Origin of the sequence: Terribacillus saccharophilus, from assembly GCF_046592595.1 — a bacterium.
Lineage (GTDB): Bacteria > Bacillota > Bacilli > Bacillales > Amphibacillaceae > Terribacillus > Terribacillus saccharophilus_C.
Genome location: NZ_JAWVPF010000007.1, coordinates 53,592 through 66,281, shown reverse-complemented (window position 1 = coordinate 66,281; position 12,690 = coordinate 53,592). Strand labels below are relative to the sequence as shown.

The 12,690-nt window shown below is 44.4% G+C and carries 12 protein-coding genes; 11 read left to right on the top strand and 1 reads right to left on the bottom strand.

The window, feature by feature from the left end:
* Nucleotides 1-33: 33 nt before the first annotated feature.
* The 3 genes from cbpB to SFC25_RS12830 all read left to right on the top strand — a co-directional run bounded on the left by cbpB (nt 34) and on the right by SFC25_RS12830 (nt 2,495).
* Nucleotides 34-507, top strand: a complete 474-nt coding sequence (cbpB, locus tag SFC25_RS12840; protein ID WP_411215657.1) for a cyclic-di-AMP-binding protein CbpB — start codon at nt 34-36, stop codon at nt 505-507.
* A 103-nt stretch (nt 508-610) separates the two neighbouring features.
* Nucleotides 611-1,324: a 2,3,4,5-tetrahydropyridine-2,6-dicarboxylate N-acetyltransferase gene (gene dapD, locus SFC25_RS12835; protein WP_411215656.1), complete on the top strand. Its 714-nt coding sequence runs from the start codon at nt 611-613 to the stop codon at nt 1,322-1,324.
* Between the two features lie 58 nt (nt 1,325-1,382).
* Nucleotides 1,383-2,495 (top strand): N-acetyldiaminopimelate deacetylase, encoded by a 1,113-nt coding sequence (locus tag SFC25_RS12830; RefSeq protein WP_411215655.1) that lies wholly within the window; start codon nt 1,383-1,385, stop codon nt 2,493-2,495.
* Nucleotides 2,496-2,509: 14 nt separating this feature from the next.
* Here the strand turns inward: SFC25_RS12830 and SFC25_RS12825 are convergent, their stop codons facing one another.
* Nucleotides 2,510-3,364, bottom strand: a complete 855-nt coding sequence (locus tag SFC25_RS12825) for a mechanosensitive ion channel family protein (protein ID WP_411215654.1) — start codon at nt 3,362-3,364, stop codon at nt 2,510-2,512.
* A 126-nt stretch (nt 3,365-3,490) separates the two neighbouring features.
* On the opposite strand from SFC25_RS12825, the gene SFC25_RS12820 reads away from it, so the two are divergent.
* The 8 genes from SFC25_RS12820 to SFC25_RS12785 all read left to right on the top strand — a co-directional run bounded on the left by SFC25_RS12820 (nt 3,491) and on the right by SFC25_RS12785 (nt 12,610).
* Complete coding sequence (locus SFC25_RS12820; protein ID WP_411215653.1) at nt 3,491-4,036, top strand: peroxiredoxin; 546 nt, start codon at nt 3,491-3,493, stop codon at nt 4,034-4,036.
* A gap of 2 nt (nt 4,037-4,038) precedes the next feature.
* Nucleotides 4,039-4,470: a TlpA family protein disulfide reductase gene (locus SFC25_RS12815; RefSeq protein ID WP_411215652.1), complete on the top strand. Its 432-nt coding sequence runs from the start codon at nt 4,039-4,041 to the stop codon at nt 4,468-4,470.
* 67 nt (nt 4,471-4,537) lie between these two features.
* Complete coding sequence (locus tag SFC25_RS12810; RefSeq protein WP_411215651.1) at nt 4,538-5,707, top strand: alanyl-tRNA editing protein; 1,170 nt, start codon at nt 4,538-4,540, stop codon at nt 5,705-5,707.
* A 123-nt stretch (nt 5,708-5,830) separates the two neighbouring features.
* Nucleotides 5,831-7,585, top strand: coding sequence for an ABC transporter ATP-binding protein (locus SFC25_RS12805; RefSeq protein WP_411215650.1), 1,755 nt, complete (start codon nt 5,831-5,833; stop codon nt 7,583-7,585).
* A gap of 11 nt (nt 7,586-7,596) precedes the next feature.
* Nucleotides 7,597-9,414 carry an ABC transporter ATP-binding protein gene (locus SFC25_RS12800; protein WP_411215649.1) on the top strand — a complete coding sequence of 606 codons (1,818 nt, stop codon included), beginning with the start codon at nt 7,597-7,599 and terminating at the stop codon, nt 9,412-9,414.
* Between the two features lie 107 nt (nt 9,415-9,521).
* Nucleotides 9,522-10,877, top strand: coding sequence for a cytochrome ubiquinol oxidase subunit I (locus SFC25_RS12795; protein ID WP_411215648.1), 1,356 nt, complete (start codon nt 9,522-9,524; stop codon nt 10,875-10,877).
* Nucleotides 10,874-11,887: a cytochrome d ubiquinol oxidase subunit II gene (locus SFC25_RS12790; protein WP_411215647.1), complete on the top strand. Its 1,014-nt coding sequence runs from the start codon at nt 10,874-10,876 to the stop codon at nt 11,885-11,887. The genes SFC25_RS12795 and SFC25_RS12790 overlap by 4 nt, the downstream gene beginning before the upstream one ends.
* Before the next feature lie 60 nt (nt 11,888-11,947).
* A complete protein-coding gene (locus SFC25_RS12785; RefSeq protein WP_411215646.1) occupies nt 11,948-12,610 on the top strand; it encodes a potassium channel family protein in 663 nt (220 codons plus the stop codon).
* Nucleotides 12,611-12,690: the final 80 nt, after the last annotated feature.

Here is a 12,690-nt window from a genome sequence, read left to right as displayed (position 1 = left end):
CCTTCTATTGCCGCTGACAAAAGGAGAGATCGAATGGCAAAATTAGAGTTGCAGGAACTCACCGCAATAACGGTAGAGGACTTGATGATCGAGTCTGAAAAGGTTGCTCACGTTCAATTGAACAACCCGCTGGAGCACGCGTTGCTTGTGCTTGTAAAATCAGGTTATTCGGTCATTCCCGTACTTGATCATACGTATAGACTGAAGGGCATGATATCGAAGACTGCAATCCTGAATGAAGTTCTCGGTATGGAGAGATTCGAGATGGAGAAGCTTTCCGAGATAAAAGTGTCGGAAACGATGCTTACGGATGTACCAGTATTGAAGAAATCGGATTCTTTTCTGACAGCATTGAAGGCTGTTGTGAACCAAGCTTTTCTTTGCGTGCTGGATGAGGAAGGTTACTTCGAGGGAATCCTGACTCGAAGGGCGATTCTTAAAAAGATGAACCGCTACTTACATGAACAAGTGCATTACCATCCAACCGGCGATAAGACCAATGTCTGATCACGTGTTTCTGGCGAAAAACCAGGCAGGTTGAAAAAGCTTGTTGATTAGTAAAAGTTTTGATAAAGTAATTCCATACGTTGTTACATAGGAGGCAAAAACCATGAAAATGATGGACGCAAATGAAATCATCTCTTTCATTTCGAATAGTAAAAAATCTACACCAGTTAAAGTATACGTAAAAGGGAAAGGCCTGGACACGCTGGCTTACCCAGAAAGCGTTAAAGCTTTCCCCGAAGCGAACACAGCAGTTTTATTCGGTGAATGGAGCGAGCTGGAAGGCTTTTTGAAAGATACAGCAGCAATCGAGGATTATGTCATCGAGAATGACCGCCGGAACTCTGCGATTCCTCTATTGGACATGAAAGGAATCAATGCACGCATTGAGCCAGGTGTTGTTATCCGTGACCAAGTGGAAATCGGTGATGGTGCCGTTATCATGATGGGTGCTTCCATCAACATCGGTTCAGTTATCGGTGAAGGTACTATGATCGATATGAACGTCGTTATGGGCGGACGAGCAACTGTTGGTAAGAACTGCCATATCGGAGCTGGTACGGTCTTGGCTGGTGTTATCGAACCACCATCCGCGAAACCAGTTGTTATCGAAGACGATGTTGTCATCGGTGCTAACGTTGTCGTATTGGAAGGCGTAACTGTAGGAAAAGGAGCGATTGTTGCTGCTGGCGCAATCGTGACTGAAGATGTAGCTCCAAACACACTTGTTGGCGGAACACCAGCACGTGTATTGAAAGAAATCGATGATCAGACGAAATCAAAAACAGAAATTCGTCAGGAGCTTCGTAAACTGAACTAACAAGGAAAAGGAGCAGCTGCTGCTCCTTTTTTTATTATCAACTAAAGCAGGTGATGGCATGGAAGATACATTGATACAGATCAGACGGGATTTGCACCGTATACCCGAACTTGGATTCCAGGAAGAGAGGACGCAAGCCTATTTGCTTGCTTACATCCGCAAACTCCCACAGGAATTTTTGGAAATCAAAACTTGGCGGACAGGTATTATCGTAAGAGTGGCAGGGTCTGTCGGCTCAAAAACGGTTGCATATCGCACGGACATCGATGGATTGCCGATTACGGAAGCTACTGGTCTCTCCTATCAGTCAGAACATGAAGGCCGTATGCATGCGTGTGGGCACGATTTGCATATGACAATTGCTTTAGGCGCATTAACTGCTTGTGCCAAAGATCAGCCTTTACAAAACATCGTATTCATCTTCCAGCCAGCAGAGGAAGGTCCAGGAGGAGCTTTACCGCTCATGCAAAGCGGTATTCTAAAAGAATGGTGGCCGGATGAGATATTCGCTCTTCATATTGCACCCGAGCTTCCAGTAGGTACTGTTTCTTCAAGAGCAGGTTTGCTATTTGCTAATACGTCTGAGTTGTTCCTTGATTTCAAAGGAAAAGGCGGACATGCTGCTTATCCGCATTTAACAAGGGATATGGTTGTCGCGGCTAGTACTTTTGTGACGAATATGCAGGGAATCGTAGCGCGTAATTTGGATCCGCTGCAAAGTGCCGTCATAACAATCGGAAAGATGGAAAGCGGATTTGTGCAGAATACAATTGCGGAAACTGCCCGTTTGGAGGGCACGATCAGAACGATGGATCCGGAAGCTATTGCTCTGGTGAAGCAGCATATCGAGCAGCAGGCAAGAGGTATGGAAATTAGTCATAACTGTCAGATTGAAATTGATTATGGTTCGAATTATTATCAGGTATACAATGATGGAATGAAGGTAGAAGCATTCCAAGGAGCTGTAGCAAAAACGTCATTGACGTATAAGGAAGCTCCGGCTGCAATGACCGGTGAGGATTTTGGCTATATGCTGAAGGAGATTCCTGGTTTTATGTTTTGGTTAGGTGTCGATTCACCTTATGGATTGCATCATAGTAAGCTGCAGCCTGATGAACAGGCATTGCACTTTGGAGTCGAAGCTGTATTGGCTTATATGAACCACGCATAAGAAAAGCGCAAAGCTTATTGCTTTGCGCTTTCTTCTTTTCGCTGCAGAAAAACTTGGTGTGGATATGGAATTTCAATTCCTTCTCTGTCGAAGGCTTCTTTGATTGCCTTTTTCATATCGCGTTCTGCACCGTATTGTTCCATATTGGCTGTATGACCAATGATTCGTAAAGTGATTTCAGATGCTCCCAGTTCCTGTACACCAATGACATCTGGTCCTTCCCGGAAGCGTTCATCTTGCTGGAACGACTCGCATATTTCCTGCAGCACTCTTAAAGCATGATCAATATCATCTTCATAGCTGATGCCAATGTCAACCATAGCGCGCATGTTGCCGCGAGAGTGGTTGCTTATCCCGTTTATATTGCGGTTCGGAATGAAATTCAATGTGCCATCGAAACTCCTCACCTGTGTCGTCCGTAATCCTACTTCTTCTACAACACCATTATAGCCGGATGTAGTAATAACATCTCCTACTTCAATTTGACGTTCCAAAAGGATGAAGAATCCAGTCACGACGTCACTCACCAAACCTTGGGCGCCGAATCCGATGGCAAGTCCGATAATCCCGGCCCCTGCTATCAACGGTCCAATCTGGATGTCAAAAACGCCAAATACCATGACAATGAGCAGGAAAATCAAGGCATACCCATATGTATTGATAAGCAGCTTTTCCAATGTCATCATTCTGCTTGTTGAAATACGCTGTTTAGAACTTGCTTTATTCAAGCTCGTACTGATCAGTTTTTTACCAACTGCTCGCAAAACAAAATAACCGATAATGATTAGCAGCAGCTGCAGGCCGATTGACACGGTTTTTTCAATCAAGCCGTCATAGTTGAATTGTAGTCCGTCTGTTAGAAAGTTCATACCATGTCTCCTTTTACAATTTCTGCTCCTAGGAGAGTACCCGGAATAGGCAGTGACAAAACGTTCTGTAACAAATGCTGGCAATAAGCATATAGTGACACAGGTATAAATGAAGGGGGAGGGCCCATGATCGGGAGTGCTGCACCTCAGTTCGAGCTGCCCGCTGTCATGCCTGATGGTAAGACGGCGACTATCAGCTTGAAACAGAAAATTGATAATAATAAATGGTTGGTGCTCTTTTTTTATCCTCGTGATTTCAGTACGGTTTGTCCCACTGAATTGAATGATTTAGCGGATAAAATTGATACAGTGCATGACTTGGATGCGGAGATAATTGCCATCTCTACAGATAGTCTTGTTTCCCACGCTGCATGGCAGGAAACACCACGGGAACAGAATGGGATCCAGAATGTGACCTATCCATTGGCTTCTGACTTTACGGGTGACGTGTCTCAGGCTTACGGTGTGCTGGACGGCAAAAGCTATACATCTTTACGAGCTACAGTCATTGTCAATCCGGAGGGTGAAATTTGCTATTACCTAATGCATGCAGATTTGGTTGGCAGGGAGACAACAGAATTACTGCGTGTTTTGGAGGCGCTGCAAACAGGAGAAGCATGCGGCGTGAATTGGCAGCCGGGCGATGAGATGCTCAAGAGGGAGGATGTATAGGCATGATACCGCAGCTACCACAAACAATTGACCAGCAGACCGCAAATTGGCTTACATTACCCCATCAAGATGCTGGTAATCGGCCGGTTATTCTTTACTATTGGTCTATCAGCTGTGCGATTTGTAAGGAGAAACTACCTGTCTTTTTAAATTTTGCAAATTCTGAAAGACGGTTTTTTGATATCATATTGGTTCATGTACCCCGCTCAGCATCGGATTTAGATGGACAAAGAATACATGATTATGTGCTGAAAAATAATATCGATTTGCCTGTCTATCTCGATCAAAGGCATCAAATGAAAAATACCTTCAGAGTACAGAAGCTGCCATGCATTGTCTTGCTGGACAGAAAGGGAAGAGTGCGGCATATACAGACTGGCGGTAACTTCACGACGATGTTGATAAATCAGTTGGATGCCCTTAGATATAGTTGAGCAGACTTTCTACTGATAAGTGATTCATGATAAGCTTGCTCTATCAGAAAATAAAGGGTGGGACGATATGAGCAAGCTGCTATACAGAGAAGACGCTTTTTGTGAGAAGTGGGCAACAGAAGTTGAAGATACATATGAAAAAGATGGACTATACTATGTGTCATTGAAGGAAACAGCATTTTATCCTGGTGGCGGCGGACAGCCTGCAGATCAAGGAACCATATCTGATTTGGAAGTCAAAGCTGTCGAAAGCAAAGGTGCAGTGCCATATTATGGTCTGGAGTCCAGCGTAAGAGGTAAGGTTGAGTGCAAGATTGATTGGGCTCATCGCTTCGATTTGATGCAGCAGCATACCGGACAGCATCTTCTTTCTGCTGCTTTCCGTTTCGTCTTAGATCGTCCAACGATTGGTTTTCATCTAGGACAGGAAGCTGTGACAATTGATCTTCCTGGGGACAAATTGACAGAAGCAGAATTGGAAAAGACAGAACAAAAGGTAAATGAACTAATTTATGATAACCGCCTGATTTCCAGCTATTATGTGACAGCTGCGCAGCTGGCTGAATTACCTGTTGTCAAACAGCCATCCGTGACTGAGGATGTCAGGATCGTTGAAATTGATGGAGTGGAATACAACCCGTGTGGCGGCACACATGTTTCATCTACCGGACAAATAGGGTTGATTAAGATCCTAAAAACAGAAAAACAAAAACAGGGGCAGCGTATCTATTTCCAGTGCGGAAAACGAGCTCTGGAAACCACCCGGAATATGTTTACCATTGTGGAAAAAGCAGCAGACCAATTCCAAACAAACAGCCAGGAAGTTCTCGATAGGATCCAGAAGCAAGCAGCTGATTTGCAAATAGCTGTCAAAAGGGCGGAAGAGCTGGAAGGAAGACTTGAAGAATTGGAATTACAGGAACTCATTCAAACGGAGGGTCCTATTGTAACTCGATCTTATGGAGGAAAAAACGTGAAAGCCTTGCAGCGAATGGCAGATAAACTGCTCAAAGCTGGCAAGAACTTTGTCGTACTGTCCAATGCTGCGGACGGAAAGCTGGTATTGACGCATAATCTGGAAGAATTCCATAGCGGAAATCTATTCCGCACAACCCTCTCTGATTTCGGAGGTAAGGGCGGCGGGAGTGCCCAAGTGGCGCAAGCTAGTTTTCAGCAGTCTGAAGATTTAGAGCGATATGTACGATTCCTGCAAGAGCATTATCGAAGCATCGTGTAAACGATGCTTTTTTTATTTAACCTAAATTCAAACTTTTTTAAATAATCGTTAATTTAAGCTGGTAAATTAGTTCGGAACCCGATATATTAGAACATGCGACTAATCTTGGAGGGGGAGAAGGGTTTGCATATATTCAGGAAATTGAAGGAATTCTACTGGCCGTATCGACGCAACTTCTACTTATCGCTTCTATTCATCGCTATTGTGACAGCTATAACAGTTGTCTATCCCATCATCTTGCAAATAACGATTGACGATGTAGTGCTGGGTAATCAGTACAATCTTATTCCGATTATATCAGCCGGATTCGTATTATTAATGATTATTAAGGGGGTTGCCAATTTCCTGCAGCAGTATCTTGGAGATCTATTCGGTGTCCAAACGGTTTTCAAGATGCGGAACAGTCTTTATCAAAAGCTGCAGAGACTGAGCTTCACGTATTATGATAACGCGCGTACAGGTGATTTGATGTCCCGGTTGACTGCGGATGTAGAAGGAATACGATTCTTTCTGTCGGCGGGAGTAGGCCAATTTCTTCGTGTTGTCCTGCTGATTGTGATCAGCCTTGCTGTTATGTTCGCATATTCTGTTCCGCTTGCCCTTGTTACGATGGTATCCATGCCGTTTTTGGCTGTGGTCGTTTATCGTTTCGATCGGCGTGTGCATCCTGCTTTCCGAAACATCAGAACTTCCCTTGGTGTGCTTAATACACGTGTGCAGGAAAATATCAGCGGGATGAATACGGTTAAATCCTTATCACGCGAAGAGTTTGAGATTGATCGATTTACAGATAATAATTCCACTTATCGAGACAACTATATTTTCACTTCCAAGGTGTGGGCAAAGTTTTTCCCGCTCATGGAACTGATCGGCAATATCTGTATGGTTGTCCTCATCTCCTATGGCGGATATCTTGTTATTTCCGGCCAGCTTGAATTAGGAGCTTTGGTCGCTTTCTTCAGCCTTGTCTCTTACATCTTGGGACCGCTCGCGAATCTTGGCTTTATAATCAATATGTTCTCTCAAGCGAAGGCATCGGGGGAAAGGCTGCTGGAAGTTTTGGAAGCAAAAGAAGATATCAAGCAGCTGGATCAGCCAATCAGCAAAAGAAAGATAAACGGGCATGTAACCTTCGACAGGGTTTCACTTCAGTATGTGAAGGAAGATGACATGGCTCTTAAAGATATCAGCTTTGATGCGCCGCCAGGTAAAATCATCGGTCTTGTGGGTGGAACCGGATCAGGAAAAACAAGCATCACCCAGTTAATGACCCGCTTTTATGAACCAACATCAGGCGATATCTACATAGACGGCAAGCCTGTACAGGATTATGATCTGCGGATGTTAAGGCAGCACATTGGCTTCGTTTTGCAGGAGGCATTTCTCTTCTCCACGACAATCAAAGAAAATATTGCGTACGGCAATCCGGATCATGTCAGTTTTGAGCAAGTTGTAGATGCAGCTAAACGTGCGCAAGCCCATGATTTTATCATGGAACTGCCTGATCAGTACGATACGATGCTTGGTGAACGGGGCATGGGTCTGTCCGGAGGTCAAAAGCAGCGTATAGCAATTGCCAGGGCGCTGCTGATCGATCCAAGTATCTTGATTCTGGATGACGCGACGAGTGCCGTTGATATGCAGACAGAAGTAAAGATACAAAAGGCACTGAAGGAAGTAATGAAGAACCGTACAACATTCATTATCGCGCACCGTATATCTTCAGTTAAGCATGCTGATGAGATCCTCGTACTGGATGAAGGGGGGATCGCTGAACGGGGAACGCATGAATTCCTTCTGCGCAATGGCGGTTTGTATCAGCGTATCTACGATATTCAGTACCAGGATCAAAAAGCAATCATGCGCTCAGCACAGTAAGGGGGTAGCCTATGGAAAACCTGCAATATAAGAAAAAGCATACAAACAGATTTCATTATTCACAGGATCAAGCGATGGAAAAGCCTTTCGACTGGGCTCAGATCAGGCGTTTGCTTGGATTTATGAAACCTTACAGCAAAACGCTGCTGCCAGGATCCATTGTTACGATGCTGCTGTCCACACTAATCCGATTGCTTATTCCGATTCTAATCGGTAAAGTGGCAATCGATATGGCTATCGCGTCCGGTGACACCCGTTCCCTGATCTATCTCGTAGTTGGTATCGGGCTCTTATACGTACTCAATTATGTGGCTAATATATTGCGAATCAAGTGGGTAAACATTCTCGGGCAGCATGTGATTTACGATCTACGGAAGAAGCTGTTCAGTCATATCCAGCATCTGTCGCATCGTTTTTTTGATACCCGTTCTGCCGGATCCATTCTTGTTCGAGTTCTCAATGACATCAACTCCTTACAAGAGCTGTTCACAAACGGAATCATAAACCTGCTGACCGATTCTGTTATGCTGATCGGTATCATAGCTATCTTGTTTGTCCTAAGTCCTAAGCTGGCAGTAGCAGTTCTTATTATTCTGCCGCTCATGTTCTTCATCTCAACGAAGCTCAGAAAAAGCATCAGGCGTTCCTGGCAGCAAGTGAGGATGCAAAAATCACGTATGAATTCGCATTTGAATGAGGCGATACAAGGTATTCGTGTGACACAATCTTATGCCCAGGAGCCGGAAAATACAGATTATTTCGAAGCACTTAACCGGGATAATTTCGAAAGTGAACGAATTGCTACAAAAAAGAGCGCGTATTTTGGTCCTTTCGTGGAGATGAGCAACGCTATTGGTACTGTTATCCTGATCGCATATGGGGCTCATTTGATTTTGTCAGACCAAATTGAGATTGGTACTTTCGTTACCTTTGCTTTCTTCTTGGGAATGTTCTGGGAGCCGATTTCCCGCCTGGGTCAAATCTATAATCAGCTGCTTGTAGCGATGGCATCTTCCGAGCGTATATTCGAGTTTCTGGACGAAGAACCGAATGTGGAAAGCCGGAAGGATGCAAAGCCTTTTCCGAACATAAGAGGAGATATACGTTTCGAAAAGGTTGTGTTTGCTTACAACTCTGATCGAATTGCACTTCATGAAATCGATTTGCATATGGAAGCGGGGCAGACGGTTGCGCTGGTCGGTCATACAGGTTCCGGAAAATCGACTATCGCTAATTTGATCAGCAGATTTTATGATCCTACTGCAGGGGCTGTGAAAATAGACGGTGAGGATTTACGAGATGTGAGGCTGCAAGATGTTAGACTGCAAATCAGTGTGGTCTTGCAGGATACATTCGTCTTTTCCGGCACGATCATGGAAAATATCCGCTTTGGTAACCCAGGGGCAACGGACGGTCAAGTGAAGGAAGCGGCGCGTATTGTAGGTGCGGATGACTTTATCCAGCGGTTGGCGGATGGATACGAAACGGAAGTGGAGGAACGGGGCAACATTCTGTCAGCAGGAGAAAGGCAGCTTCTGTCTTTTGCTCGCACGATGCTTGCTGATCCGCGCATCATCATCCTTGATGAAGCAACAGCCAGCATTGATACGGAAACGGAGCTGAAAATACAGCATGCTTTGAAAACCTTGCTGCAAGGGCGAACAGCTATTATGATTGCCCATCGACTTTCTACAATAAGGGAAGCAGATAACATCATTGTCCTGGAACAAGGTCGTATTTTGGAACAAGGCAATCATGAAAAATTGATGAATGCGAGAGGCAAGTATTACGAATTGGTTAAAACCCAATTCCAATCAGATGAAAATTAAATAAAGAGCGTATCTCCCCGGAGATACGCTCTTTCTTTTGGGTAAATTTCATTTCTCTGGGCATAACAAGAGGAGCGATAACCATTACAGAAAGCAGGGGATTCACATTGTTCGCATATGATAGTGTCATTTTAGCCCGTATGCTTACTTCAATGACGCTCGTCTTCCATATTATCTTCGCGACAATCGGTGTTGGTGTTCCATTATTGATCAGTGCTGCCGAATATGTCGGTATCCGGAAGCGAGATCCGAGTTATATTTTGCTCGCAAGACGATGGACGAGGGGATTTGTCATTATTGTAGCTGTCGGAGTAGTTACTGGTACGGCAATTGGTTTGCAGCTGTTTCTTCTGTGGCCGACATTCATGCAAATAGCAGGCCATGTCATCAGTCTGCCTTTATTTATGGAAACTTTTGCATTCTTCTTTGAAGCTATTTTTCTTGGTGCTTATATTTACACGTGGGACCGTTTCAAAGGACGATATACGCATTGGTATCTTTCACTGCCAGTCATCATCGGCGGCGGTATGAGTGCAGTGTTCATCACTAGTGTGAATGCCTTCATGAATACGCCGCAGGGATTTACGCTCGAAGGCAGGACGATCATGTCGGTCGAGCCGCTGAAAGCAATCTGGAATCCGGCAACACCATCTAAGGTGTTTCATGTGCTGACTTCTTCGTATATGACCAGCGCTGCGATTCTTGCTGCCATCACAGCATTCTTCATCTTGAAATACGGCAATAACAAATATTATAAGAAAGCTTTAAAGCTGACGATGATTGTAACTTTGGTGTTTTCTATATTCACTGCCATTGCTGGGGATACATCCGCTAAGTTTCTAGCCACTTATCAGCCCGAAAAGCTGGCAGCAGCTGAATGGCACTTTGAAACGGAGAAGGGCGCAGACCTGATCCTATTTGGAAGGTTGACAGAAGACAATGAAATCAAAGGTGCGATCCATCTGCCGAAGATTCTGAGCTTCTTGTCTTTTGGTGATTTCAACAGTGAGGTCATAGGCTTGGACAGAGTGGATGCAGATCTGATACCTCCTTTGTGGATCCATTATATGTTTGATTTAATGGTCACTCTAGGAGCATACAGCATTATGATCAGCATGCTTTTCCTTTTGTTCATGTTCTGGAAGAAGAGAGATCAGTACAATAAGTGGGTTTTGCGGGCCATTGTAGTGAATGCTCCATTTGCTTTGCTTGCCCTGGAGTTCGGTTGGATTTATGCAGAGGTCGGGCGGCAGCCTTGGATCATGCGCGGGTACTTGCGAGTTGCAGAAGGGGCCGTATCATCGCCTTATGTGCATTATGCGTTTGCCATGTTCCTTGTTTTATACGTACTGCTAGGAACATTCGTCACACTGATATTGGTCCGACTTTATAAGAAAAATCCAATTCAGAAAGAATGGGAACAACGGTTTCCAGATACGTTATTTGGAGGTGATCAGCGATGAGCTATGAAGTACTTGGGCTTTCAGCCTTATGGTTTTTCCTGTTTGCCTATCTGATCATCGCATCGATTGATTTTGGGGCCGGCTTCTTTGCTTACTATGCCAAGCAGACAAAGAAAGACCATATCTTAAACCGTCTGATTGCCCGCTATCTATCTCCTGTCTGGGAGATTACGAACGTGTTCTTTATCTTCTTCTATTACGGATTGGCTGGCTTCTTTCCGGATGCTGGATATTATTACGGATCTGCCATGCTTATACCAGGATCGATCATTCTCGTCTTGATTGGTATAAGAGGTTCGTTTTATGCCTTTGAGAATTACGGCTCACGCAGCAGCTTGCTGTACACATTTCTTTATGGGGCCAGCGGTTTACTGATACCAGCTGCCATCTCAACAGGATTGACGATATCAGAAGGAGGCTTTTTACGCGAGGAGGGTGGCAGTATCCATTTGCGCTATACAGAACTGCTTACAAACCCATTCTCATGGGCGGTCGTATTCCTGGCCATCGTCTCTGTACTGTATATCAGCGCCAACTTCCTGACTTATTATGCGAATAAAGCAGGCGATGAACCAGCACGGAAAATATTGCGTTCATATGCCCTTTTCTGGTCTGCACCGCAGATTATTGCCAGTCTAACGGCGTTCATCGCAATCAGCAGACAAAATCCGGAGCATTATAATAACATGCTCGATTTATGGTGGATGTTCGGCTTATCGGTTCTATTTTTCCTAGTTGCAGTCTATTTCATTTACAAAGAAAGAAACTATGGCCTCTCATTCATTTGTGTGATGCTGCAATTCTTCTTTGCTCTTTTAGGCTATGGCATCGGTCATATGCCATATATTCTGTATGATCAAATCCAAGTTGCAGCTGACGCTACACTTCCGGAAATGGGCACGGCTCTTCTGCTTGCTTTCGGAGGAGGCTTGCTCATGCTGATTCCTTCACTGATTCTCGTCATGCGTATGTTCCTGTTTGATGCAGAGTATGTAAAAGGAAAGAAATAATACAACCTTGACTGTTTGTGATAGACTAGGATTAGTTTATGGAATAGTGGAGGAAGTACTATGAAGAGAGAATTTGCAGTTATTGGATTAGGCCGCTTCGGTGGCAGCATCTGTATGGAATTGAGCCGGGAAGGATTCAATGTGCTGGCGATTGATATCGAAGAGGATAAAGTAAATGAATTCCGTAATATCGCTTCTCATGCTGTTATCGCGGATACAACGGATGAACAGGTATTAAAAGAGCTGGGAATCCGCAATATTGAGCACGTGATTGTAGCAATCGGTGAGAATATCCAAGCAAGTATCCTGACAACACTTATGCTGAAGGAACTCGGCATCAAGAAAATAACTGTCAAAGCCCAAAATGATTACCATGAAAAAGTATTGAGTAAAATAGGCGCCGATCACGTCGTCCATCCGGAGCGTGATATGGGGAGAAGGATTGCCCATAAGATTATCAGTAATAATATCCTCGATTACTTGGAACTTAGTGACGAGCATAGCATCGTGGAGGTGCGTGCCGGTAAGAAGATGGCTGGCAGATCCTTGATAGAGCTTGATATCCGGGCTGCCTATGGGTGTAACGTAGTTGCCATCAAACAAGCTAATGAGATAAATGTGAGCCCTTCCCCGGATGCAGAACTCGATTCTGAGGACGTTTTGATTGTCATCGGGGCAGACCGGGACTTGGCACGCTTTGAGCGCTCCTTGGCGGAAGATTGATAACAGAACCCAAACAGTTCGGCTGTTTGGGTTTTTTTATGTACAAAAAAGGTTACATACATTAGGAGGAAAAATTTGAA